This window comes from Idiomarina tyrosinivorans (assembly GCF_003987475.1).
Classification (GTDB): Bacteria; Pseudomonadota; Gammaproteobacteria; order Enterobacterales; family Alteromonadaceae; genus Idiomarina; species Idiomarina tyrosinivorans.
In genome coordinates this window covers 261,156-286,572 of sequence record NZ_PIQH01000001.1, presented here as the reverse complement: position 1 = coordinate 286,572, position 25,417 = coordinate 261,156, and the positions used below count along the sequence as shown (strand labels likewise).

24 protein-coding genes are annotated in these 25,417 nt (G+C 49.4%); 14 read left to right on the top strand and 10 right to left on the bottom strand.

Annotated features, from left to right (window positions below):
• Positions 1-31 precede the first annotated feature (31 nt).
• Positions 32-1,048: a sensor domain-containing diguanylate cyclase gene (locus tag CWI84_RS01390; RefSeq protein WP_126840784.1), complete on the top strand. Its 1,017-nt coding sequence runs from the start codon at positions 32-34 to the stop codon at positions 1,046-1,048.
• A gap of 43 nt (positions 1,049-1,091) precedes the next feature.
• Here the strand turns inward: CWI84_RS01390 and CWI84_RS01385 are convergent, their stop codons facing one another.
• Positions 1,092-2,597 carry a peptide MFS transporter gene (locus CWI84_RS01385; RefSeq protein ID WP_126840783.1) on the bottom strand — a complete coding sequence of 502 codons (1,506 nt, stop codon included), beginning with the start codon at positions 2,595-2,597 and terminating at the stop codon, positions 1,092-1,094.
• Between the two features lie 123 nt (positions 2,598-2,720).
• Entirely contained in the window at positions 2,721-5,204 is a 2,484-nt protein-coding gene (locus CWI84_RS01380; RefSeq protein ID WP_198674463.1) for an EAL domain-containing protein, read from the bottom strand.
• Between the two features lie 159 nt (positions 5,205-5,363).
• Here CWI84_RS01380 and CWI84_RS01375 point away from each other — a divergent pair, with 159 nt between their 5' ends.
• From CWI84_RS01375 to CWI84_RS01350, 6 genes are all read left to right on the top strand, one after another.
• Positions 5,364-6,050, top strand: coding sequence for a GntR family transcriptional regulator (locus CWI84_RS01375; protein WP_126840781.1), 687 nt, complete (start codon positions 5,364-5,366; stop codon positions 6,048-6,050).
• Between the two features lies 1 nt (position 6,051).
• Positions 6,052-6,933, top strand: coding sequence for a methylisocitrate lyase (gene prpB / locus CWI84_RS01370; RefSeq protein ID WP_126840780.1), 882 nt, complete (start codon positions 6,052-6,054; stop codon positions 6,931-6,933).
• A 30-nt stretch (positions 6,934-6,963) separates the two neighbouring features.
• Positions 6,964-8,091 (top strand): bifunctional 2-methylcitrate synthase/citrate synthase, encoded by a 1,128-nt coding sequence (prpC, locus tag CWI84_RS01365; protein WP_126840779.1) that lies wholly within the window; start codon positions 6,964-6,966, stop codon positions 8,089-8,091.
• Between the two features lie 86 nt (positions 8,092-8,177).
• Complete coding sequence (acnD, locus tag CWI84_RS01360; RefSeq protein WP_126840778.1) at positions 8,178-10,775, top strand: Fe/S-dependent 2-methylisocitrate dehydratase AcnD; 2,598 nt, start codon at positions 8,178-8,180, stop codon at positions 10,773-10,775.
• A 12-nt stretch (positions 10,776-10,787) separates the two neighbouring features.
• Entirely contained in the window at positions 10,788-11,966 is a 1,179-nt protein-coding gene (gene prpF, locus CWI84_RS01355; protein ID WP_126840777.1) for a 2-methylaconitate cis-trans isomerase PrpF, read from the top strand.
• The gene (locus tag CWI84_RS01350; RefSeq protein ID WP_126840776.1) at positions 11,966-12,352 is read left to right on the top strand and encodes a YchJ family protein; all 387 of its coding nucleotides are present in this window, start codon (positions 11,966-11,968) and stop codon (positions 12,350-12,352) included. The genes prpF and CWI84_RS01350 overlap by 1 nt, the downstream gene beginning before the upstream one ends.
• Positions 12,353-12,362: 10 nt before the next feature.
• On the opposite strand, the gene CWI84_RS01345 is transcribed toward CWI84_RS01350, so the two are convergent.
• The 4 genes from CWI84_RS01345 to CWI84_RS01330 form a co-directional block, all read right to left on the bottom strand.
• Positions 12,363-13,478: an ABC transporter permease gene (locus tag CWI84_RS01345; RefSeq protein WP_126840775.1), complete on the bottom strand. Its 1,116-nt coding sequence runs from the start codon at positions 13,476-13,478 to the stop codon at positions 12,363-12,365.
• Entirely contained in the window at positions 13,462-14,391 is a 930-nt protein-coding gene (locus CWI84_RS01340; protein WP_126840774.1) for an ABC transporter ATP-binding protein, read from the bottom strand. Before CWI84_RS01340 ends, CWI84_RS01345 begins: the two co-directional genes overlap by 17 nt.
• Positions 14,384-15,331 carry an HlyD family secretion protein gene (locus tag CWI84_RS01335; RefSeq protein ID WP_126840773.1) on the bottom strand — a complete coding sequence of 316 codons (948 nt, stop codon included), beginning with the start codon at positions 15,329-15,331 and terminating at the stop codon, positions 14,384-14,386. The genes CWI84_RS01340 and CWI84_RS01335 overlap by 8 nt, the downstream gene beginning before the upstream one ends.
• Positions 15,332-15,434: 103 nt before the next feature.
• Positions 15,435-16,052 (bottom strand): porin, encoded by a 618-nt coding sequence (locus CWI84_RS01330; RefSeq protein WP_157980979.1) that lies wholly within the window; start codon positions 16,050-16,052, stop codon positions 15,435-15,437.
• 307 nt (positions 16,053-16,359) lie between these two features.
• Between CWI84_RS01330 and katG the strand changes: the two genes are divergently transcribed.
• From katG to CWI84_RS01315, 3 genes are all read left to right on the top strand, one after another.
• Positions 16,360-18,540: a catalase/peroxidase HPI gene (katG, locus tag CWI84_RS01325; protein WP_126840771.1), complete on the top strand. Its 2,181-nt coding sequence runs from the start codon at positions 16,360-16,362 to the stop codon at positions 18,538-18,540.
• A gap of 169 nt (positions 18,541-18,709) precedes the next feature.
• On the top strand, positions 18,710-19,117 hold the full coding sequence (locus CWI84_RS01320; protein WP_126840770.1) for a hypothetical protein: 408 nt from the start codon (positions 18,710-18,712) through the stop codon (positions 19,115-19,117).
• Positions 19,114-19,311: a helix-turn-helix transcriptional regulator gene (locus CWI84_RS01315; protein ID WP_126840769.1), complete on the top strand. Its 198-nt coding sequence runs from the start codon at positions 19,114-19,116 to the stop codon at positions 19,309-19,311. Before CWI84_RS01320 ends, CWI84_RS01315 begins: the two co-directional genes overlap by 4 nt.
• Here CWI84_RS01315 and CWI84_RS01310 read toward each other — a convergent pair whose 3' ends face one another.
• Positions 19,312-19,569 (bottom strand): hypothetical protein, encoded by a 258-nt coding sequence (locus CWI84_RS01310; RefSeq protein WP_126840768.1) that lies wholly within the window; start codon positions 19,567-19,569, stop codon positions 19,312-19,314.
• A 75-nt stretch (positions 19,570-19,644) separates the two neighbouring features.
• Between CWI84_RS01310 and CWI84_RS01305 the strand changes: the two genes are divergently transcribed.
• The 3 genes from CWI84_RS01305 (at position 19,645) to CWI84_RS01295 (ending at position 21,381) form a co-directional block, all read left to right on the top strand.
• Entirely contained in the window at positions 19,645-19,959 is a 315-nt protein-coding gene (locus CWI84_RS01305; RefSeq protein WP_126840767.1) for a hypothetical protein, read from the top strand.
• A 272-nt stretch (positions 19,960-20,231) separates the two neighbouring features.
• On the top strand, positions 20,232-20,906 hold the full coding sequence (locus CWI84_RS01300; protein WP_126840766.1) for a hypothetical protein: 675 nt from the start codon (positions 20,232-20,234) through the stop codon (positions 20,904-20,906).
• A 31-nt stretch (positions 20,907-20,937) separates the two neighbouring features.
• Positions 20,938-21,381 carry a toll/interleukin-1 receptor domain-containing protein gene (locus CWI84_RS01295; protein WP_157980978.1) on the top strand — a complete coding sequence of 148 codons (444 nt, stop codon included), beginning with the start codon at positions 20,938-20,940 and terminating at the stop codon, positions 21,379-21,381.
• A gap of 937 nt (positions 21,382-22,318) precedes the next feature.
• Here CWI84_RS01295 and CWI84_RS01290 read toward each other — a convergent pair.
• Entirely contained in the window at positions 22,319-22,897 is a 579-nt protein-coding gene (locus CWI84_RS01290; RefSeq protein WP_126840764.1) for a hypothetical protein, read from the bottom strand.
• A 190-nt stretch (positions 22,898-23,087) separates the two neighbouring features.
• Here CWI84_RS01290 and CWI84_RS01285 point away from each other — a divergent pair, with 190 nt between their 5' ends.
• Positions 23,088-24,338 (top strand): DEAD/DEAH box helicase, encoded by a 1,251-nt coding sequence (locus CWI84_RS01285; protein WP_126840763.1) that lies wholly within the window; start codon positions 23,088-23,090, stop codon positions 24,336-24,338.
• Positions 24,339-24,349: 11 nt separating this feature from the next.
• On the opposite strand, the gene CWI84_RS01280 is transcribed toward CWI84_RS01285, so the two are convergent.
• Both CWI84_RS01280 and CWI84_RS01275 read right to left on the bottom strand, forming a co-directional pair.
• Positions 24,350-24,934, bottom strand: a complete 585-nt coding sequence (locus CWI84_RS01280; RefSeq protein WP_126840762.1) for a Kelch repeat-containing protein — start codon at positions 24,932-24,934, stop codon at positions 24,350-24,352.
• Positions 24,935-24,958: 24 nt separating this feature from the next.
• Positions 24,959-25,360, bottom strand: a complete 402-nt coding sequence (locus CWI84_RS01275) for a Kelch repeat-containing protein (protein ID WP_126840761.1) — start codon at positions 25,358-25,360, stop codon at positions 24,959-24,961.
• Positions 25,361-25,417: the final 57 nt, after the last annotated feature.

Below are 25,417 nucleotides of genomic sequence, written 5' to 3'. Positions count from 1 at the left end.
AAGAGAACGCCAACGAACGTAATGTAAGGTTATGGACGAAAAAGCGATCGTCAAACGCATTAGCGAAGCACTATTGGCTCCAAACCTTGAGGGCCTTGTACCACCATTGCTTGATGTGTTGGCAGAGATTACTGGATTAGACTCGGTGTATTTAACCCGTATCGACTTTGCCGAACTGCAGCAAACCATCATTTTTTCTAAAAACACCGGCGCCTTAAACATTCCTGAAAACCTTGCCGTGCCATGGAAAGATACCCTGTGTAAACGTGCGCTTGAAAGCGAAACCTTCGCCACCGATGATGTGCCAAAGTGTTGGCCAGAGTCGGATGCCGCACGTGAGTTACAGTTGCAGTCGTACGTAAGCCAGCCGGTTTACGATGGCGCTGGTGATGTGTTTGGGACGCTCTGTGGTGCCAGCCGCAGCCGAGTGTTGTTGAACGAAGAAACCACCCAGTGGCTGGTGATGTTTTCGCGTATTATCGGTAAGGAAATTTCTCGCGAAAACCTGATCGCTGAATTAAAAGCCGAGAAAGCGAAACTGCATAAAGATGCAGAAATCGATCCGTTAACAGGCGTGCTGAATCGGCGCGGACTGATGAGCCGTTTGGCGCAAATTGCGTTGAAACTGGCAGCAAAGAAACAGCACTATTTGTTAGCCTACATTGACCTAGACGATTTCAAACAATTGAATGATCAGTATGGCCATGACATCGGCGACAGATTTTTGCTAGCGATAGCTGACACCCTGCGGCATGAACTCGACGATAACGACATCATTGCCCGTATTGGCGGCGATGAATTTGTTGTTGTTCGTGAGGTTGAAGCCCTAACCGAAGATAGTGAAGCAGATTTCCAACGGCAACTGACTGCGGCGATTAATAGTGATGTGAAAACGCCCGCAGATACCATTGTTTACCGTTCGGGTAGCGTCGGAATTGTTGCTATCAGCGATAACAGTGCGTCGATAGAGGAGTGGCTGGCGGTCGCTGATGCCAGAATGTATCAGCAAAAGCGGGCACGAAAATCGGCGCAAACTACGAACCCATAAAAAAGGCCGCTGATTAGCGGCCTTTGCGATTCACTGCAGTGCGTTAGCTCGCATCTGACGCGTCTGCCAGTTTTTCCCATTTGCGTGTTTTCAGGGCAAATAAGAACACCACTAAGCCTACGCCTACACCGAAGTAGGTGATTTGTAAGTAGAGGTCTGCCATTGCAGATGGCTCGTCTGGGTCCATACCACCGGCCATCAATCCAGCAACCACGTTACCGATTGAATAGGTAAGCACGAATACACCCATCATTTGGCCCGCCATACGTTTTGGCGCCAACTTACTGACCGCACTTAACGCGACTGGGCTCAAGCACAGCTCGCCAACAGTGTGAATGAAGTAGACTGCGACCAACCAAGTTGGAGCCACTTTCATGCCACTGGCGGCAATTTGCGATGCCATAAACATGACAATAAAGCCCGATGACATGATGACTAAACCGAGCGCACTCTTAAACCCATAAGATGGGTTCAACATACGTTTGCCCAGATTAATCCATAGTGCGGCAAAGAATGGAGACAGGGTAACTAAGAACAGCGAGTTCAACATTTGGAACCATGCTGTTGGAATTTCGAAGTCACCAACCATACGATCCGTTAGGTCACGGGCAAATAAGTTAAACGATGAACCCGCTTGCTCGAAACCTGCCCAAAAGCACGATGATGCGATACAAACCAAGAATAGGGCAATTAATCGCTTAGCTTCAGGCTTGGTCAATTTTCCGAAAAGGAAAATAGCTAAGTAATAAATAAAGAAGATCGCGGTAAAGAGAATAGCGACTTTCTCTGCAATCGCTACCGGGTCTATAACTAAGGTACCGTTCATCGTTAAACCGGTCACCACGACCAACAGCGCCAGCAACGCAATAATCACTGCCCAAGCTTTCTTTGCACCCGCTGGTGATAGTGGCTTCGCAGGTTCTGCAGAAACGCTTTTCAGTTTGGGTAGGGTTAAGCGATATTGAACAAGGCCAATACCCATACCCACAGCGGCCGCGCCAAACGCATAGTGCCAGCCTGCATCGGCTTGTAACCAGCCACACACTAGGTAGCCGATGATCGAGCCGAGGTTAATCCCCATGTAATACAGGGTGTAGCCACCGTCACGACGGTCATCGTCGTTGTCGTATAACTGGCCAACCATGGCACTGATGTTTGGTTTTAATAGTCCGGTTCCAAGAACCACTAAAATCAAACCAATAAAGAAGGTGTCGTTAGACGGAATGGCCAATACGATGTGGCCACACATGATGATGATGCCGCCATACCAAGTAGCTTTTTGGCCACCGATTAAGCGGTCAGCCATCCAGCCGCCGGGTAAGCCCATGAAATAGACTGCTCCGGTATACAGACCATAAATGGCTGTTGCCGACGCGACAGTAATTTCTAAGCCACCCTCTTGTAATGCCGCGGTCATAAACAGGACTAATAGCGCGCGCATGCCGTAGTAACTCATGCGCTCCCACATTTCGGTGAAGAATAGCGTTTGCAGGCCAGCAGGCTGACCGAAAAAGCTATTATCACTTTTACTTGATTGTTTGGTTGTCATTAATGTTATGCCTTTTCTTCTAATAATAAACCTTCAACGCCAACGGTTGGCGTGGCAAAAACAGCCGATAGACTCGCATAATCTTGCACTAAACGCTAGAGCAAAAGCGCTTGATGGTAGGTTTTAACCGACTAACTTTTCAAATTCTTCTAGGCTTACCGCTGGGCTGTATAAAAATCCTTGGTAAATATGGCAACCCAGACTTTCTAACTGATGACGCTGTTCTGGGCGTTCTACACCCTCGGCAATGGTATCCATGGATAACACCCGAGATAGCTCAGTGATGGTTCTAACAATGGCGGCTTTTTGTGCCGATTCATGCATATCGCGGACAAATGCGACGTCAATTTTGAGGGTATCGAACGGAATTCTCATTAAATAAGAAAGCGACGAGTAGCCGGTACCAAAATCATCCAGCGCAAAAAGTACGCCGTGTTGCTTTAACTGGTGCAGGGTATCGATAGTGCTGTCGATGTTTTCCATCAATACGCTTTCGGTAAGTTCTAATTTGAGCCGTGACTGTACACCGGGGTGTTGATTCATTCGCCCGCGCATTTTGCTAGTAAAGTCGGGTTGCTGAAATTGCGGTGCACTGACATTAATCGACAAGATGAGATTGGCCAAGTGCGGCTGGCTTTGCCAACGCTCGAGAATCTCCAGAGCTTGGTCAGCGACCCAATCGCCAAGCGCCACTATCAGCCCGGATTCTTCTGCTAATGGAATAAATTGCCCCGGTGAAATCCAACCCCGGGTGGGGTGGGGCCAACGCAGTAAACCCTCGGCGCCAATAATTTTTCCATCAGTGTCGACTTGAGGTTGCAAGTACAGTCGTAGTTCATTGTCGCTAATGGCAGCACGTAATTCTTGCTCGAGTACCACGCGTTCACTGATTGCGGTGGCTAGGCCTTGGTAGTAAATGACCACCGAGGCAGGACCTTCTTTTTTCGCCTGCGACAAGGCTAAACTTGCTTCTATCATCAATTGGTTCGCATCAACCCCTTGCCGCAGTTGGGTCACGCCCATAGTAACCGAGCAGCTGTGCTGATAATCACGCAACTGGAACGGTTCAGCAATCTCTGCTTGCAGCATTCTACATGCATTACGAATTTCATGAAGTTCGTCGCTCCCTGCAGAGCTAAATCGCTTAGAACACGCCACTGCGAACTCGTTACTGGCTACCCGAGCGACTACGCAATCGTCGTCGAAGCTTGCCCGCAATCGCGCCCCAAATTGGCGTAAGAAATCGTCGCCAGCTTTGGTTCCCATGGTGTTGTTGAGGGCCTTGAACTTATCGATGTCGATGAGTAGCAGGGTGCCGTAGTGTTGGCGCTTTAGGAGTCGGTCGAGCTCGTCTAGCAGCGCTCGTCGATTTGGCAGCGCGGTTACACTATCCTCGAATGCGAGTTGCCGAATATGTGCTTCTGATTGTTTTTGCTGAGTGAGATCTGTCATCAAAATAACATAATGATGCTCATTGCTATCGTTGTACTGAACAATAGAGACACTCAACCGAACAGGGACTGGGTGACCATCGCTATGACGTACGTTTACCTCGCCCCGCCAACTAGGCTTTGAAACCAAGGTTTCCCGAATTTCTAAAATAATGGCTGCGCCATCCACCAGGTAATCGTCAAGCAATAGCTGACGGTTAACAATGTCTTTTTGTGAGTAGCCGAGGATATTGCTTACCGCGTCATTGCATAACACCAATTTGCGCTCACTGTTAAATAGCATAACCGCATCGTCGATGGCGCCGATCACTTCGTACAACTGCGCGCCGGACATTCGTAGCAAGCGCAAATTACGCACCATTTTTAAATCGATGCGGCTGGCAACAAAGCCAAAAAAGGCAAGAATGCAGACGCCAACAACGATAACCACTGGCAGCCAGTCGCTGTGCATTTCTGCGCTCGGTGCTATGGCGCTGGAGGGCGCATATAAGCGTGCCGCAAACATGGCAATATAGTGCATGCCACTGATAGCCACAGAAATAACAATCGCGGTGAAAAAGCTGGAGCGCGAAGAGGGTTTTTCCCGATCTTGGGCACGCTGAATGGACGCTCGATAACTATAGGCGGCAACAATCCCTAAGCCGACTGCCGTGACGATAGATAAGGCGAACAGTAACGGGTCGTAACGCAGCTCCGCGGGCATCAGCATAGCTGCCATGCCAATGTAGTGCATTGCGCCGATACCTGCACCCAGTACCGCGCCGCCAAGCTGACACACCCAGTTCGGCACGTGTTGTTGCGGATAAAAAATTTGTAAGCCAAAGGTAATGCCTACACCGATCATCGCCGGAATAATAGACAACAAAGTGAGGCTCAGGCTGTAGCTCATCGGAATAGGCACTTCGTACGCCATCATGCCGATGAAGTGCATGCTCCATACGGCGATTCCACCGATCATTGCCGTGACTACTAGCCAAATGGTTTTGGTTTCAACTTCAGTATAAGCGCGCGCACGGTCGAGCATACGCAGTGCGGTATAACTGCCAGTGAGTGCGGTCAGGTAGGACAACAATACCAAGCCAAAATGGTAATGCGCGGGAAGGGGCAAATTCCCGAATTGACCAAAATCAAAAAATGCCGAGAGCCAACTGTTCATCGTAAGCACTTTACCAAAGGATCTTTGAAAGATCCTAATGGTTTTCATGCGGTAACGGCGACCACTGCTACATTGTCGACAATTCTAGCGAGGGAATTGCATAAAATCGCGGATTACTCTATTATTTGCCACCTAAATCACAAAAAGTGTCGACAATTAATGAGCCAACCGCAATTAACCAATCAACCGCTAGCGATCACCAGTTCTGATCGCTTGTTGCAAGAAATGCAACGGGCGATAGTTGAGGGTGACATCGCCGCTGGCAGCAAAATGAGTGAGCAAGAGTTAGCTCGCCGTTTTAACGTTAGCCGTGCACCCGTTCGCGAAGCGCTGGCGCGGTTAGAGCGTTGTCACTTAGTCGAACGGATTCCCAATGCCGGTGTGCGGGTGGTGACGCTCAGCCCTGAAGGCTTACTGTCGCTGTATCAGTTACGTGAAGAACTTGAGGGCCTAGCCTGTAGACTGGCGGCAGAGCAAATGGCTGATAGCGAGATTGCTGAGTTACAGCAGTTACTTGAGCAGCACCTTTCGACCCAACGGGTGAAAGAGGGTGAGAGCTATTACCAAGAAGCCGGAGATGTGGACTTTCACTACCGCATTATCCAAGGCAGTAAAAATCCTTATTTGATTAACATGCTGTGCAACGAGTTGTACTACCTTGTACGCATGTACCGTGTGCAAATGGGCATGATAGGACCACGCGTGTCGCGCGCCTTCGACGAACATCGTGCTATTTTGCAGGCCATTGCCAACCGTGATGGCGAACTCGCCGATTTATTAATGCGCCGCCATATCGCGGCATCAAAAACTAATATTGAACGCCAATTATTGCAAGAGAGGAAGTAACATGAGTCAATTAACGAGTGCAGGCGCACGTTTACGCCAAGCAATTCAGCAAGAGAATCCATTACAGATTGTCGGAACGGTTAATGCTTACACGGCAATGATGGCCGAGCGCGTTGGTCATAAAGCGTTATATCTCTCGGGTGCAGGCGTTGCCAATGCGTCATTTGGTTTTCCAGATTTGGGCATGACCTCGTTAAATGACGTATGTGAAGACATTCGCCGCATTACCGGTGCGTCTGATCTGCCGTTGTTAGTTGATGCAGACACGGGTTGGGGTGGCGCTTTCAATATCGCGCGTACGGTAAAAGACATGACCAAAGCGGGCGCGGCGGGCTTCCATATTGAAGACCAAGTGGCACAAAAGCGCTGTGGTCACCGCCCAAATAAAGAAATTGTGACCAAAGGCGAAATGGTTGACCGGGTGAAAGCGGCGGTCGATGCTCGTACGGACGAGCAATTCGTGATCATGGCACGCACCGATGCGCTGCAACAGGAAGGATTGGACGCGGCATTAGACCGTGCTCGTGCCTGCGTAGAAGCTGGTGCCGATGCTATCTTTGCCGAAGCAGTGCATACGCTAGACCAATACAAAGCTTTTACTGACGCATTGAACGTGCCGGTATTGGCGAACATTACCGAATTTGGTAAAACGCCGTTGTTCAACAAGCAAGAGCTGGCTGAAGTGGGTGTGGACATGGTGTTGTATCCACTGAGTGCTTTCCGTGCGATGAACAAAGCGGCATTAAACGTCTACAATAGCATTTTAGAAAACGGCGACCAGAAAGCGGTCGTTGATGATATGCAAACGCGTGCAGAACTTTATGATTTCTTGAACTACCACGCATTTGAAGAAAAGCTCGATAACCTATTTTCAAAAAAATAAGTCATTAGTTTAATAACCAGGAGCAGGAACATGGTCGATAAGAAGTTAGGTGGCGCAGGATTGCGTGGTCAGGTCGCTGGCGAAACGGCACTTTGTACCGTGGGTAAAACCGGGTCTGGCCTTACTTACCGTGGTTATGACATCAAAGAATTAGCGGAAAAAGTTAGCTTTGAAGAAGTGGCGTACTTGCTGGCTAAAGGCGAGTTGCCAAACGCGCAACAGTTAAGTGACTATAAAGCACGCTTGAAATCTATGCGCGCTATTCCACAAGCGTTGAAAGACGTGCTTGAGCGCATTCCGAAAGAAGCGCATCCGATGGACGTTATGCGTACTGGTTGCTCGATGTTGGGTAACTTAGAAACAGAAGAGAGCTTTGACCAAGCAGATAGCGCGATTGAACGTATGTTGGCGTTATTTCCAGGCATCGTATTGTACTGGTACCGCTTCTCTCACGACGGCGTGCGTATTGACACTGAAACCGACGAAGATTCGATTGGCGCGCACTTCTTGAAGTTGTTGCACGACGAACCACCGTCTGAGTTGCACGCTGCGGTAATGAATACCTCATTGATTCTATACGCAGAGCACGAGTTCAACGCGTCTACCTTTACTGCGCGGGTTTGTGCGTCGACTTTATCTGACATCCATTCATGCGTAACCGGCGCCATTGGTTCACTACGTGGTCCATTGCACGGTGGGGCAAACGAAGCGGCGATGGATCTGATTGAAGACATGAAAGATCCAGAAGACGCTGAGAAAACCTTGATGGGTATGTTAGAGCGCAAAGAAAAAATCATGGGCTTCGGGCACGCGATATACCGCGAATTCGACCCACGTAATGAAGTGATCAAAGCGTGGTCGAAGAAATTGGCAGATCAAGTCGGTGACAGCCGTCTGTATGACGTGTCTGAGCGTTGTGAAGAAGTCATGTGGCGGGAGAAGAAATTATTCCCGAACGCTGACTTCTTCCATGCCTCTGCTTATCACTACATGGGCATCCCAACCAAATTGTTTACCCCAATTTTCGTAATGTCGCGGGTAACGGGTTGGACAGCACACGTGAAAGAGCAGCGTGCTAATAACCGGATTATTCGTCCAAGTGCGGATTATACCGGCCCTGAAGCACGCCCAGTGCCAGCCATGGCAGACCGTGGCTAAACTGCGCCAATGCAGATAGGGTAAAATAGGAGCAGCCGGGTGCTGCTCCTTTTGATTCAACGACTGAATAATTTCATGGTTAGCAAATGAAAACTGAATTTCGGAAAAACCTAACGGGAACCACGCTGCAATATTTTGACGCGCGTGAAGCCGTAGAAAAGTTAAAGCCGGGAGCCTACGATGGCTTGCCATATACCTCGCGCGTATTGGCGGAAAACTTAGTACGCCGTTGTGAGCCAGAAGAACGCGACGCCTGTTTGATGCAGCTTATCGAGCGCAAGCGCGAACGCGATTTACCGTGGTTTCCTGCGCGGGTGGTTTGTCACGATATCCTTGGCCAAACCGCATTAGTGGATTTAGCCGGTTTGCGTGACGCCATTGCAGATAAAGGCGGTGACCCAGCGAAAGTGAACCCAGTGGTGCCGACGCAATTGATCGTCGACCACTCGTTAGCGGTTGAACACGCGGGTTTTGAAAAAGACGCGTTCGAGAAAAACCGCGCGATTGAAGACCGCCGTAACGACGACCGTTTCCATTTTATTAATTGGACCAAAACGGCGTTTAAAAACGTCGATGTGATTCCTCCGGGCAACGGCATTATGCACCAAATTAATTTGGAGAAAATGTCTCCGGTGGTGCAAGTGCGCGATAACGTGGCGTTTGTAGATACCTGCGTGGGTACCGATAGCCACACACCTATGGTGGATGCATTAGGCGTTATTTCTGTTGGCGTGGGTGGTTTAGAAGCTGAGAGCGTCATGCTTGGCCGTGCGTCTTATATTCGCTTGCCGGATATCGTGGGGGTAGAACTGACTGGCCAGCTACAACCGGGGATTACCGGTACCGACTTGGTGTTAGCATTGACCGAGTTTTTGCGTAAAGAGCGTGTAGTGGGTGCGTACCTTGAGTTCTTTGGCGAAGGCGCGTCGAAGCTGACCGTTGGCGACCGCGCAACCATCTCTAATATGACGCCAGAGTATGGTGCTACGGCGGCCATGTTCTACATTGATGAGCAAACCATCGATTACCTGAAATTGACCGGTCGTGATGATGAACAAGTTGCATTGGTTGAACAATTCGCGAAAGAAACCGGGTTGTGGGCTGACAGCTTGAACGCAGCAGAATACGAGCGCGTGCTGACGTTTGATCTATCTAGCGTAAAACGTAACTTGGCGGGGCCGTCAAACCCACACGCGTTACTGCCTGCGGAAGAGTTGGCGGCGCGCGGTATTGCCAAGCACGTGGAGCCGGAAGCCGAGGGGCTAATGCCTGATGGCGCGGTCATTATTGCCGCGATTACCAGTTGTACCAATACCAGTAACCCACGCAACATGATTGCCGCAGGTCTGATTGCGCGTAATGCCAACCGTAAAGGCCTATTGCGTAAGCCGTGGGTTAAGTCGTCGCTGGCACCGGGCTCTAAAACGGTAAAAATGTACTTAGAAGAAGCAGGGCTGTTGCCAGAGTTAGAACAACTTGGCTTTGGTGTTGTGGCATTCGCCTGTACGACCTGTAACGGTATGAGTGGTGCGTTGGATCCGAAAATCCAACAAGAGATCATTGATCGTGACCTCTATTCGACCGCGGTGTTGTCGGGTAACCGCAACTTCGATGGCCGTATTCACCCCTACGCGAAGCAGGCCTTCCTAGCGTCACCACCGTTGGTGGTCGCTTATGCGATTGCCGGAACCATGCGCTTTGATATCGAAAAAGATCCGCTCGGTTACGATGACCAAGGTAATCCGATTACCTTAAAAGATATTTGGCCAAGCGATGAAGAAATCGATGCCATTGTGAAGTCATCGGTTAAACCGGAGCAGTTCCGCACCGTTTATGACCCAATGTTCTCATTGTCGGTTGATTACGGCGAAAAGAACGATCCGTTATACCAGTGGCGTCTACAAAGTACCTATATTCGCCGTCCGCCATATTGGGAAGGCGCGTTAGCGGCAGAGCGGACAATGAAAGGCATGCGCCCACTAGCGGTATTGGGTGACAACATCACCACTGACCACTTGTCGCCATCGAATGCGATTTTGGCATCCAGTGCAGCGGGTGAATACCTTGCCAAAATGGGTGTACCGGAAGAGGACTTTAACTCTTACGCGACCCACCGTGGTGACCACCTAACGGCACAACGTGCAACGTTCGCCAACCCGAAACTGTTTAATGAAATGGTTCGTGACGACAACGGCGAAGTGATTCAGGGGTCGATGGCGCGGTTAGAGCCTGAAGGCAAAAACCTGCGCATGTGGGAAGCAATTGAAACCTACATGGAACGTAAGCAACCTCTGATCATCGTTGCTGGCGCGGATTATGGCCAAGGTTCTTCACGTGACTGGGCAGCCAAAGGTGTACGCTTAGCGGGTGTAGAAGTGATTGTTGCGGAAGGCTTCGAGCGCATCCACCGCACCAACCTGATTGGTATGGGTGTATTACCGGTCGAGTTTACTGGCGGTGATAACCGCAAGTCGCTGAATATTGATGGTACCGAAACCTTTGATATTGAAGGCGAGCCAGAAGCCGGCGCAACCTTGACCTTGGTGATTCACCGTGCCAATGGTGACAGCGACAAGGTCGCAGTGAAATGCCGCCTCGACACCGCCGAAGAAGTCTCAATTTATCAGGCAGGTGGCGTGTTGCAACGTTTCGCGCAAGATTTCATTAATGAAAGCGTTGCTTAAGCGGAGAAGGTTATGACAGCAGTTCCGCAAGTAAAAATCCCCGCCACGTATATGCGTGGCGGAACCTCAAAAGGGGTGTTTTTCCGCCTTCAAGATTTGCCAGAGCGGGCACAACAACCCGGTGCGGCACGGGACAACCTGCTGCTGCGCGTGATTGGTAGCCCAGACCCTTACGGTAAACAAACCGATGGCATGGGTGGCGCCACTTCGAGCACCAGTAAAACCGTGATTGTGTCGAAAAGTGAACGTGCCGACCACGACGTTGACTACTTATTTGGCCAGGTCTCTATTGATAAGCCATTTGTTGATTGGAGTGGTAACTGCGGCAACTTATCGTCTGCGGTTGGCCCATTCGCGATTGCCAACGGCCTGATCGATGCCGATAAAATTCCACAAAATGGCATCTGTGAAGTGCGCATCTGGCAAGCAAATATCGGCAAAACCTTGATCAATAAAGTGCCGATGGTGAATGGTGAAGTTCAGGAAACCGGTGATTTTGAACTGGACGGTGTGATCTTCCCAGCCGCTGAAGTTCCGGTCGCTTTTGTTGACCCATCTGCCGACGGCGAACAAATGTTCCCCACGGGAAATGTGGTTGACCGCTTTGAGGTGCCCGGTATTGGCAGTTTGGAAGCGACCTTTATTAACGCGGGTATTCCAACCATCTTTGTCCGCGCCGCAGATATTGGCTACCAAGGCACTGAGCTGCAAGACGATATCAATGGCAACCCAGAAGCACTGCAGATGTTTGAAACGCTGCGTGCGCATGGGGCGGTGAAAATGGGTTTAATTGGTAATGTCGAAGAAGCGGCTGCAAGACAACATACCCCGAAAATTGCGTTTGTTGCGCCTGCCAAATCTTATATTGCCAGCAGTGGCAAAGAAGTCGGCGCCAATGACATTGACGTGTTAGTGCGGGCGATGTCGATGGGTAAACTGCACCATGCCATGATGGGCACCGCGGCAGTAGCGATTGCGACCGCAGCAGCAGTGCCTGGCACCTTAGTCAGTGAAGCTGCCGGTGGCGGTGAGCGCACCCAAATCGTGTTTGGCCACCCATCAGGGACACTCCAAGTTGGCGCACAAGCAGCGCAAGTGAATGGTGAGTGGACGGTCAAGCAAGCCATTATGAGCCGCAGTGCGCGGGTGTTAATGGAAGGTTGGGTACGGGTTCCTGGGGATAGCTTTTAATGGCGAAATGCCCCTGCGGAATCGGTAAACTGGCCGGCAAATACGCAAAATGTTGTGGCCGCTTCCATCGTGGAGCGGCCACAGCTTCTACCCCAGAGCAACTAATGCGATCGCGCTATTCCGCTTACGCTCTGCTGGCGCAGCAACCACAGTTAACCGATTACTTGCTGGCGACGTGGCACCCCAGCACCCGGCCACAAGTACTAGCCAGCGATGACAATCCACACTGGTTACAGCTACAACTGGTTGAGCATTGGCAACGTGGCGAGCAGGGATACGTACATTTTCGTGCCTTCTTCGACAACGGGGGTGATGTCGATATGCTTGAAGAACGTTCGCAATTCGTGTTCGAAGACCAACGTTGGTGGTATGTTGATGCCATTTAATTGAGGCGAACTAATCGAGGCGTTTTTGGAAGCGCCATGTTGCTACTAACATTCCCAATAAAGTGAATCCGGCCAAAAATACCACATCTGGCCACAGTTCCCACCATAACGCATCACGCAATACCACGGCGCGAATACTCCGTACAAAGTGGGTCGCCGGAAGGGCTTCTGCTATCCACTGCGCTGGCACTGGCATGGCATCGTACGGAAACATGAAACCCGACAATAGTATCGACGGCAACAGGATAAACACCGTGAGTTGCATCGCTTGCAATTGCGTTTGTGCACGGGTGGATATCAGTAACCCCAGGGTTAGGCTGGCGGTGATAAAGAGTAGCGTCATTAGCAGCAAAGAGCCGATATTCTCAGGCAAAGGTACCGCGAATAGCAGCGCGCCCAAGCTCAATATAATCGCGGTCTGAATAAAGCCAATGACCACATAGGGGGTGATTTTTCCCAGCATAAGCTCAATGGGTTGTACTGGGGTATTGATCAGAAATTCCATGTTGCCTTGTTCACGTTCACGGACGATCGCCGCAGAAGTAAACAAAATCATCGTCATTGTAAGAATAACGGCGACTAATCCCGGTACAATATTCACTGGGTTACGGCGCTCGGGATTATAAAACTGCACCACCCGAAATGGAGTCGCGAAGCCATTGCTCGACTGTAATCCGGATTTTGCTAGCGGCACCTGCCGCAGGCTGGCAATCGCACTGCTGAGCAATGGGTCGGAGGCATCGGTTATCCACTGTGCCACCGGGCGTTGGCTAATGCCTAGGCGATACTCTTCGAAGCGCCGCAGAAAGTCGCTGGGTAAATATAAAATGGCGTGCACATCGCCGCGGCGGAGCGCATCTTCGGCTTGCTTAACCGAATCGTAACTATTAATAAAGTTAACGGTTTTAGATGCTTGCAGGTCGGCAATCACATGCCGAGCAACGGCGCTATGGCTAAGGTTAACAACGCCACTCGGCACATGCCGAACCTCGGTATTGATGGCATACCCAAATAGCATGAGCTGGATCAGCGGGATCATTACAATCATCGCAAAGGTAATGCGATCACGTGATAGTTGGCGGAATTCTTTTACCGCAATCGCCCAGGTTCTAATCGCGGCTAACATGGCGGGTTCCTGTATTAGCAACAAACACATCTTCTAGCGATGGTCTTACCGCTTGGACGTCTATTTCACCGGATAGTTGTTGTTCTAGCCACTGCTGCGGTTGCTGTTGTTGCTTGTTAACCAGCACCCGTAAGCTTTGCCCAATTTGGGCAGTAGAGAGTACCGCTTGCTCTTGCATCAATTGTTTACGCACATTGCGCAGCCCATCACCACGTAATTCAAACACCTCGCAGGGGAGCTCTTGCATAAGCTGCTCGGGTGCACCTTCGGCACGTTTGTGGCCTTGTTCTAAAATATCAATGCGATGGCAGCGCTCGGCCTCGTCCATGTAGTGGGTAGAGACCAAAATGGTGGTGCCGGCATCGCTAAGGTCAAATAACCGCTCCCAAAAATCGCGACGGTTTTCTGGATCCACGGCTGCGGTGGGTTCATCGAGAAACAGTAGCTGGGGATTGTGCACCACAGCGGCGGCTAACGCTAAGCGTTGGCGTTGACCACCACTCAATGCCGAAGCGCGCCTCTCTGCTTTATTTTCTAAATGGTATTGTTGCAGTAGCTGTTCAATACGCTGCTGTTGTTCTGCACCGGTGATGCCATAGATGCGCGCAACAAAACGCAAATTCTCTACCACGCTGAGATCTTGATACAGTGAGAATTGTTGGGTCATATAACCCACTTTTTGGCGCAGCGCCTCGGCCTGCTTGGGTAACACATAGCCCAATACTTCAACTTCGCCTTCGGTCGGCGTAAGCAGCCCTGTGAGCAGACGAATGGTGGTAGACTTGCCGCATCCATTAGGCCCTAGAAAGCCATAAATTTGTCCACGCTCGACGCGTAAGTCCAATGCATTCACGGCGGTCACGTCGGTAAATTTGCGGGTTAACCCCGACGCTTGAATAACCACGTCAGCCATTGTGGTGCAACTGAACAGGTGTGCCTGATGGCAGCGTGACGTCTCCCGACAACGTAATTTCGGCTAAATACATCAACCGCGCACGTTCTTGCTGATGTAAGGCAAAATTCGGGGTAAAGCTGGCTTCCGCGCTGATCCAACGGATAGTGCCAGTGAGTGGCTGCTGGCGACCATCAACCGTTAACTGCACCTGGTCGCCCACTTGGTAATCGCTTAACCATGCTTGCGGCAAGTAGACCCGCACATAAGCTGAGTCCGGTGCTAGCAGTGACACCACTGGCGTGCCACTGTGCACGCGTTCTCCGCGGTAATAAAGAATATCGTCCACCAACGCCGCACGTGGGGCGCGCACAGTGAGCTGGTCTAGCAGCCGCTGTTGTTCAGTCACAGCCGCTTGCGCGTTTGCGACCGCCGCCTCTGCTTGGCGAAGGACTTCAGTTCGGCTGCCTTCGCGGAGCAATTGGTATTGTTGCGTTGCGCGGGCCAAACGCTGCTCGGCAACATCAACCGCCAATTGGTACTGTTCTAGTTGCTGCTCTGAGACCAGTTGTTGCTGAACCAGCGCCTGCTGCCGGCGGAGTTGCCGTTGTGCTTCTGCGAGTTCTATTTGCGCTTGTTGTTGCTCGGCTTTAGCGCTGGCGATTTGCTGTTGGCGATTACCGTTCTGTAATTCACTCAGGCGTGCCTGCGCTTGCTGAAACTGCGCTTGAGCTTGTGCCACCCGCGGTTGCTGAAGTTGCGGATCTAATTGCAGAATCGGGTCGCCTTGTTGCAGTGTTTGCCCTTGTTCGGCATAGACCTCGGTAATCACTTGGTCGGCGGTGGCGGATAAGGTGAAACGTTCACGCTCAACCGTACCGAAAGCTTGGGAATCTTCGCCAAATTGGCAACCACTGACAATCAATGACAGGGCGACAATAAACAAACGATGGCTGAACATGCTGTTAACCTGCAGGTTAAAGAAGTCGTGTAGTTATCAGCATAAGGGAATAAGCGGCCTGTGTGCAAATACAAGCCGCACTGTTTCAACACGTTATAGGCCATTAAAAGTGGTAACGCACCGTGGCGTTAAGCGAGTTTATGGTTTCATCGGTGTCACTCGCGGCAAGGCGCTCATAACCAATGCCTATAGAGAATTGCTGGCTAAGGTTAAGCAATACGCCAACGCCAGCACGCCAAGCGTTGCTTAATTCCATCATTGAATAGTCCACATGTGCTTGCAAGGTTAAGCCAGGGCTTGCACTGGAGCGCACTCCCGCACCTACGGCAATGCCGTCATTGACGGCAGAATTATTACCCGCATCGGCGTTGAGACGGTCGTAACGAACCGCAGCATAAACGTCGGTGTTGGGGCTGACAGTTTGGCGGTAACCAACGCCGACTAACCATTCTTGATAATCGAGTGATGCTGGCTTATCGCTACTGAGCGAATGATAATCGCCCAGTACCAACACATTATTGGTTAGCGCCATGGTTGCGCCAATACCAAAACCTTGAAAATCTTGGCTATTGCCCTTACTACTCACGCTGTCGCGCTGGTAAGAAAGGTCAACATTATTCCAGTTTTGTTGTTGCGCCACTGCGGGCTTTGCTGTGCCTAAAAGCAGCAATACTAAGCAGGCAAAAACGCAGTGAGCGAGTTTTTCGAATCCATTTTCCATGCATTGTCTCCCAGTAAAAAGGTGGTAAAAGGGTGTTTGTTTTGTCCCAAACCGAGCAAGCTTAGTGGTTGAAAAGCAAGGAATAACGGGGTTGGGAGCGGACATGACAGTGGGCAATCGGCTAACTCTATGAGGCTAACCGCTTTAATCCCTTTGGCTATTTCCCTAGCCGTTGCTATAAATCTAAATACACCTAAAGGGCGTAGGAATTAGGTAGACGCTTTAATGAACAGAACAATACTTACGCCAACAAAATCATTCACTTATTCATTCACCGAGTGATTCAACAGAAACAGCAAGGGACGTTATGAGTAATTCACATTCAGGCGGTAAATGCCCAATCATGCACGGCAGCATGACCTCGACAGGTAAAACCAACACTCAGTGGTGGCCTAATTCGTTAAAGCTGGAAATTTTGCGTCAGCACGACACCAAAGCAAACCCCATGGGCGCAGACTTTGACTACGCAGAAGAATTCAAAAAACTCGATTTGGAAGCGGTGAAGCAAGACCTTAAAGACTTTATGACCGACAGCCAAGAGTGGTGGCCAGCAGATTGGGGCCATTACGGCGGCTTAATGATCCGCATGGCATGGCACTCAGCGGGCTCATACCGCTTGGCCGATGGCCGCGGCGGCGGTGGTACCGGCAACCAGCGTTTCGCGCCACTAAACAGTTGGCCCGACAACGTAAACTTGGATAAAGCACGCCGTTTACTGTGGCCGATTAAAAAGAAATACGGCAACAAATTGTCATGGGCGGATTTATTTATTCTGGCGGGCAATATGGCCTATGAATCCATGGGCTTAAAAACCTTTGGCTTTGCCGGTGGCCGTGAAGACATTTGGCACCCAGAAGAAGACATTTACTGGGGTAGCGAGAAAGAATGGTTGGCGGAAACCAAGAACCGTTATGCCTCTGATGAGCAACGCGATTCGTTAGAGAACCCGCTAGCGGCAGTGCAAATGGGCTTGATTTACGTAAACCCAGAGGGTGTAGATGGTAAACCCGACCCCATGCGCACCGCGCAAGACGTGCGCGAAACCTTCAAGCGCATGGCAATGAATGACGAAGAAACCGTGGCGTTGACCGCTGGCGGCCACACCGTAGGTAAATGCCACGGTAACGGCAAAGAAGAAAATCTTGGCCCAGAGCCAGAAGCGGCAGATGTTGAAGAGCAGGGCATGGGTTGGCGTAACAGTGGTGGAAAAGGCAAAGGCCGCGACACCATGTCGAGTGGCTTAGAAGGCGCCTGGACCACCCACCCAACACAATTCGATAACGGTTACTTCGAGTTATTGTTAAACCATGAGTGGGAAAGCAAGAAAAGCCCCGCCGGTGCTTGGCAGTGGGAACCGGTGGCTATTAAAGAGGAAGACAAGCCGGTAGATGTGGAAGACCCATCGATTCGCCATAATCCGATTATGACCGATGCCGATATGGCGATGAAGGTTGATCCGGCATATCGCAAAATTTCGGAAAAATTCTATAACGATCCAGAATACTTCCGTGAAGTCTTTGCCCGCGCATGGTTTAAGCTGACGCACCGTGATTTGGGGCCAAAAGACCGTTATCTGGGTGCTGATGTGCCGAGCGAAGATTTGATTTGGCAAGATCCGATTCCGAAAGTGGACTACACCTTGTCGGATAAAGAAATAGCAGACCTTAAGCAACAGCTACTCGGTAGCGGGTTGACCAGCTACGAGCTCATTTCGACCGCGTGGGACAGCGCCCGAACTTATCGTGGCTCAGATTATCGCGGTGGTGCCAACGGTGCGCGCATTCGCTTAGCGCCACAAAAAGATTGGCACGGCAACGAACCGGCGAAACTGGCGAAGGTGCTGCAAACACTTGAAAAGCTGCAAGCAGGCTTAGATAAAAAGGTGAGCTTAGCAGACTTGATTGTGCTGGGTGGTACGGCGGCGGTTGAAAAGGCCGCGCATGATGCCGGTTATAACATCACTGTACCGTTCACCCCAGGCCGTGGTGATGCGACGGAAGAGATGACCGATGCAGAAAGCTTTGAGCCGTTAGAGCCACTGCACGATGGTTACCGCAATTACCTGAAAAAGGATTACGCGGTACCGGCAGAAGAGCTCATGCTCGACCGTACTCAGTTAATGGGGCTCACCGCGCCAGAGATGACGGTATTGGTTGGCGGTATGCGAGCGCTGGGCGCTAACTACGGCGAATCGCAACAGGGCGTATTTACCGACCGTGTGGGCACCTTAACCAACGACTTTTTCGTTAACGTGACCGACATGAATAACACCTGGAAAAAGGCCGGTGACCATTACGAAGTGCGGGATCGCGCCAGTGATAAGCTGAAGTGGACCGCGTCGCGTATTGACCTGTTGTTCGGCTCGAATTCCATCTTGCGCTCTTATGCGGAATTGTACGCACAAGACGATAACCAAGAGAAGTTTGTGAAAGACTTCGTTAACGCTTGGGTGAAAGTGATGGATGCTGACCGCTTTGATGTGAAATAAGCGCGGTAGGAAAGTACCAGCCCCGGGGTTATGCCCCGGGGCTTTTTTATGGGTTTGGTAAAGGTAAAAGAAAAGTTTTATTAACTTTATGTCAAATGTGCTTGACATAAATTTCGGTTGCGCTATCTTGGTAAAGCACACTTTACTTTATGACAATAAGGATTTACCTATGAATAGCAAAACCTCTTGGCAACAACAGCAATGTCAATCGAACCGCTCGTTAGCTTTATGGACTGGATTATGGGTGCTCAGTTTGGCGCTTGCCACCTTTGACCCTTCGTACTTGTGGGCTTCTTCAGCGCTGAGCATTGTTTCGGTGGTGATTAATATTATTTTGGGCGTGGCGATGATCATTGCCAATAAACGCCACTTGGGAAACCAAGATGAACTGCAACGCAAAGTGCAGTTAGAAGCAATGAGTTTAGCCTTAGGCATTAGCGTGGTGTTAGGCTTAGCAGCGACCACATTGCAGCAGCAGGGCGTTATCGGCTTTCAGTTTGATATCTCCCACCTTATGTTATTGCTGGGTGTAACTTATATTGTGGCGTTGCTTTTGGGCATGAGGAAGTACCAATGAAAAATCGTTTAAAGGTGTTACGGGCAGAGCGTAATTGGACCCAAAACGATCTCGCACAAGCGCTAGAAGTATCGCGGCAGACGGTGAATGCCATAGAAACCGGGAAGTTTGATCCCAGTTTACCGTTGGCGTTTAAAGCCGCTCGGTTGTTCCAACTACCGATTGAAGACATTTTCTCTGACCAAGAGGATTAATTAGCCCTCATCATGGTAGCGCGCCGACACCGCTTGGCCGCTACCATTGATGCCATTCACCGACCACACGCCAGTAATCGGGTGTTGAGTGACGCGCCCAGTAAGCACCAACCTCTCACCATTATCGAATTGCACCGTAATATCACACAGATGGTTCACCTGCTTTTTAAAGTCAGGCACTTCAATAGCCACAGGTTGCGGCTCCACCGTCGCCTTGCGGCGCTTATGCCAGCTTAATTGCTGAATGGTAAAAGGCATGTTTTATCCTGCTTGTGCTTGCTTAGATTGTCTGAAATGATGGGGATATTAGTTAATCATATCAAAGCTAAGTGAATGGATGACCCATTATTTTTCGCTAATATTCTGATAGCCACTTTTTACATCCTTTTGTACAGAGGCGTTGCAAAAGGTGGTTTGTTACGCCGTTATCCAACGGCAACCAGAGCCTTATCTGTTTGCCTGCTTTTTATTTTTGGTCTTTCTGCGTTAATACTATCCTTTGCTTGGATATTAGGTGAGACACTTCCAACAACCTACGTCCAAACTTTCTCCTATAAGTCGATTTTTCTAGGCCCCGGATTTATTATTTATTTTTGCTATCAAGTTATCAAACGGCAGTTCGGAAAGCAGACGTTGGGGCAGGTTTAAGACTTTTGGTGGCGATCATTGAGAGTCTGCTTTGAGCGAAGACCGGCCCTTGGGATTTTGTTGAACTTAATTGGTTACTCGCCTTCCTGTCATTAGTAAGTTTGGGGGCGAATTAGGCACAGCACACTTATCTCTGCGTTATTGCAAGTTTTGTTATTGTGTTGTGTATTTAAGTCTTTTACTATCAATTACATAACTAAAAATCAAAGTTAGGTATTATGCGCTCGTTAGAATTTAATTGAGCATGCACAATATACAAGTGTTAGGCGAATATGAGAGACATCCTTCCAGAATTTATAATGGAATCACTCCGAGATAGATACTTGGCCGCTGTTTCAGATGCGGAAAGCACTTTCGGGATGAACTCTGGAGATGAAGATGCCCTTACTGGAGCGCTGGGTCAGGCCGTGGCGATGCCGAGAAATCAGAAGTTTTCCACTCCGGAAGGGCTTTATACGGTTGACATTGGATACACAAAATTAAGAGGTAGGGGTAAGAACGCGCCTGAGCGCATATATGGCTCGGATGGGATATTCCAGATTCGTATTTACGATGCAAATGGGAACGTGATTCGCTCTAAAGGTTTGCCTTTTCAGTCAAAGAAAAATTGGAAAGGTAAAAATAGGAAACTTTCCGATCAGGTTAGGGACATGGAGCAATACACACCTGGAGGAATAGTAATAGACTTTAATAGCGTGAGCTATGGAGCCTGCCGAGCGAAAGATGTAATTCAGGCCGAAGGGGATCGAACGAGAATCAAGGAGGATGGTAAATTGCATCGACTTGGGCAATTGTTGGGCGACGATTTTCTCGAGTGTGAGATTGGGACTTTAAACTTGTTCTATGACCCTGTGAAGGAACTATACAAAATTGACGGTGGCGACTTTCATGTCATCACAACAGGCATAGAAATGCCTAACAATGCATTGCAGCGGACGAGCCGCTGAATGCGGCGTTAGCTTTCAAAAAGGATCAGGCATGATCGAAATATTCTTCTCGTATGCACACGAAGATGAACAACTTATGGATGAAGTTAGAAGGCAGATGATCGTTTATGAGCAGGAAGGATATTTGCTGAAGTGGTACGATCGCATGATTCCTCCGGGAGATCAGTGGAAAGGTACGATTGATGACCGTTTAAGAGACGCCAAGGTCATTTTACTTTTCCTCAGCCCGCACTTTATTGATTCTCGTTATTGCTACGAAATTGAGGGCCAAGAGGCATTGAAGAGGAGTGCGAGTGGCGAAGCAGTTGTAATACCAGTCATTCTTAGGCCTTGTGCTTGGACAGCTTCACCCTATGGAGAATTGCAGGCGCTGCCCACAGATGGGAAGCCTATTTCGACGTGGGATAACATTGATATTGCTAGCCTTGAAGTAGCTGAGTCTATATTTGAAAAAATTAAACAAATCGAAAGCTAACAAGGTGGTCAACGGGACGCGAACTACGCTCCTCTCCGTTGGTGGCCATTACCTTGGCGTTAGGTCTCAATTATGACTTCTGTTCCTACATTCTTTCTGATCGGGCTGGTTATCTGCGTTGGGTTTCTTGTTATTACCTTGATACCTGTCATTTTTTTAAAGTGGTTAGGGAAGCGTTATCGATTATTTAGGGTAAATAAGCCATTTCGTACTATTTATCTGACAGCAATAATTACGTTTGTTGTTCGAGCGCTTATTGCTGCACCGCAAATGGCTATTGCGTCAAACCTACAAGGTTTCCGAGTTTTCATTCCTCCTTATCTAATTTGTTTTTTCATTGTTGGCTTCATTATTTTTAGTCGACGACTTGAAAAAGAACATTACGGTAAAAAGGAAGTAATTATATCCGTCGGAATTTCGCTCGCATGTGTATTATGGTATTTACTAGCTGAACTGGCTATATATGCGTACATTGCAAAAACCTAACAAACGCCTTAAATATTGCCTCCTGCGACCGCTCGACTCGCAACAGCTTTCTCTCCGTTTAGGTGGGCGTTACATGATATCGGGGTAATAGTGAACGCAGAAGAAAAGTACGGAAACGTGTTGATTAAAAGAACTGCTACTAAGATCCAGTCTAGGTATGCGGTCTCCAAATCTCAGGCGAGATATATAGCCATAAAAACTCTCGATGCCCTAGAGGCGCACGGCGGTAGCTCCAAAGATTCGGTGCAGGTCGAACGAATAATTGAGGTTGTAGTGGGGTCATGGTTAAAGAACGGAAACCTGTAATGCCGGTGCTGCATTTTAAAACAAAGAGGTCGGACAGTTTTAAGAGTCCCGTCGTTACGCTATAAGCCACTCAAAACTGCCACTGTTTGCGGCGTTAACGTCCGCTATTGGCACAAAACAGACGTTTTCACCAGACTATCGAATGTTATCGACCAGCATCACAACCTGCCGCCTCATCAAGACTTTCAAGATCGATGTCTTCCAAGAATAAGAAAAATTCCGTGTCGTTTTCGGTTTTTAGATAAACGTTGAGTTCCGAATTTTCTGGGGTTTCTCGGCTTTTTTTGCAGGCAGAAACCAGTCTTACGTTAATGCTGCCGGCACCGCCGTTTTCGTGCTTTTCTCGATAACGTTTTATCGTTTGCTGGTCGGCCAGCATGGTTGCGGCATCAGTATCGGACAGGTGCATTATGGTAATACGTTCACCGCTATCTATTTCATCCTGTAACTCGCTCGGGACTGTATAATTAGGGTAGGTCACTACAGGAAAGTGATGATTAAAACTCACATTGGGGTCATCGGTACGGAAACTAAAATCAAGCACCACATCGCCGCTGGTTATTTCAATGTCTTCGTCCCCAGTTACTGCGACTAATAGCTTTTTCGGGTTGGTTGTTAATGGGTTAAGGTTCATGAGTTTAACCATGGTAGTCAGCGGTATACTGCTGCAGGCGGTCAGAGCGGTGAGCAATACCGCCGTCATTAGGTATCTTAATGCTGTCATCGGTGTATTCCCTTACGTGATGTTAAAAAAATGTAATTAAGCATACCTAAAGACTGCCAACTGCATAAAAAGTTTCGATTACAGCGAGATCTTCGGTGCGTAGATGGCCACCTAGCGGAAATAAACTGCGTCTAACGCTGTGGTAGGGTAGAATGGTGGTTCTTATAATTATTACGTTGCACTTTTATACATGACATTTTCTGAACTCCAGCTTTGCCCTGAAATCCTTACCGCCCTTACACGCCAAGGTTATACCGAACCAACCCCCATTCAAGCACAAGCCATTCCTCCGGTGCTTGCCGGTAAAGACGTGATGGCGGCGGCGCAAACAGGCACGGGCAAAACGGCGGGCTTTACCTTACCGATTTTAGAGAAGCTTAAAGACGGTGAGCGGGCGAAAGCCAACACTGCACGGGTGCTTATTTTAACGCCTACGCGCGAGCTGGCTGCGCAGGTGGGCGAGAGCGTGGCAACCTATGGCGCCGAATTACGCTTAAACTACGCGGTGGTGTTTGGTGGGGTAAAGATTAACCCGCAAATGATGAAGCTGCGTAAGGGGGTCGATATTCTGGTCGCGACACCAGGGCGGTTATTGGATTTATACCAACAAAATGCGGTGCGTTTTCCCAAGCTTGAGGTGTTGGTGCTGGATGAAGCCGACCGCATGTTAGATATGGGCTTTATCCATGATATTAAAAAGATTGTGCGGCTGTTGCCGGCGAAGCGTCAAAACTTGATGTTTTCAGCGACGTTCTCCGACAGTATTCGCAAGCTGGCAAAAGGTTTAGTGAATGATCCGGTCGAAATTTCGGTAACGCCACCGAATTCGACTGCGGAACGTATCGAGCAAGAACTTTACCCAGCGCAGAAAAGCGAAAAGCCGCGCATGCTGATGCAGTTATTGCGTGATCTCAAACTACCGCAGGTGATTGTGTTCTCGCGCACCAAGCACGGTGCCAACCGTTTGGTAAAGCAGCTTAACGGCGACGGCTTCTTAGCCGCAGCCATTCACGGCAATAAAAGCCAGGGTGCAAGAACCAAAGCGTTAGCGGATTTTAAAGCGGGTGATGTTCAAGTGTTGGTCGCTACCGATATTGCCGCACGTGGTTTGGATATCGATAAGTTGCCCTATGTGATTAACTACGATTTGCCGCAAGTGGCTGAAGACTACGTGCACCGAATTGGTCGTACGGGCCGCGCCGGGCAGGTGGGGCATGCTATTTCATTAGTGATGGATGAGGAGTTCAAAACCTTAAAAGCCATTGAAAAGTTAATCGGGCAACCTATTCAGCGCCGTTCGTTGGCGGGATTTACCGAGGTTGAACTGAACGGCAAAACGCCACCACCGAAAAAGACCCAACAGCCTCGTCGGCAACAACGGCGCAGACCAGCCCGTAACAGCGATTCGGCGGTTAAGAAAGGAAAAGGGCACTCAAGCTAGGTGCCCAGTTTTTAGTTTGCCACGGAGAACACTTGTATCTTGTCCAAGTACGGGCCGTTGCTGCCAGTGTTGCCGCCGATCACATAAATGTCATTGCCAAAAGTCACCGCGGCGGCGTGGCGAGCGGGTTGAAACGGTATGCTTGGTTGTGACCATTGATGGTTTGCAGCATTGTACATTTCCACTTGGCTCATCTGCGTGTAATCACCAAAGGCATAGAGTTTATCCTCATGCACCGCGAGCGAGTGTGCACTTGCGGGCAGTGGCGCATCCGGCATTAAGCCCCATTGTCCGGTTCTGGTGTTATAACACTGGAAGGTTTTCCATGTGTGGTAACCATCGTAGCCACCCATGGCACAGACCATGCCCTTGAATTTTACCGCACGCGTATCAAGCGACGCCGGTAGGTTTTGCAAGGGGGCCCATTGCTTAGTGTGCAAATCGAATACGCTTAATACTGCCGTCGCGTGTTGTCTGAAGCCTCGTTCATGGTAGGTCGGGTAATAGGCTGTACCACCGACTAAATAAATTTTATCGCCAATCCGAACACCACTATTAGTGCGCCGTGGTAGAACCATCGGTGTGGTTGTGGTCACTTTATGGGTGTGGGTATTAAAGACTTAGACGGTGGGTTCTTGGCGAACTTTTCCATTACGCAGACTTATACCACCGAATAAGTAAATTGACTGTTTGCCGTCCCAAACCGCAGTAAAGTAACGGCGTGGAATAATTTTATCTTCCAGCAGTGTAGCCTGGTTAGTTTTGGGGTCTATGATTTCGATGCTGGATAAAAAGCCATCTTTATTAGCGCCGCCGAATACGTAAATGTTTTCATTGTCGGCGGCTGCAGCATGACCGTAGCGGGCAACGTCAAGCGTCGGGCCGTTCCATGGTTGTGCACTGTTGCTGGTCTTCGTCGCGGCGGTTTTATCAATGTCCGCGGTAGTTGAAGCGCAACCGGTTAACAGCACACTGCCCATTAACCCCAAAATGATTCTCATCGAAATACGTTTAAACAACACAGCTACATCCTGTAACCCAAGTTAAAAACGGTATTTTACCTTCTGATCTTTCTAATA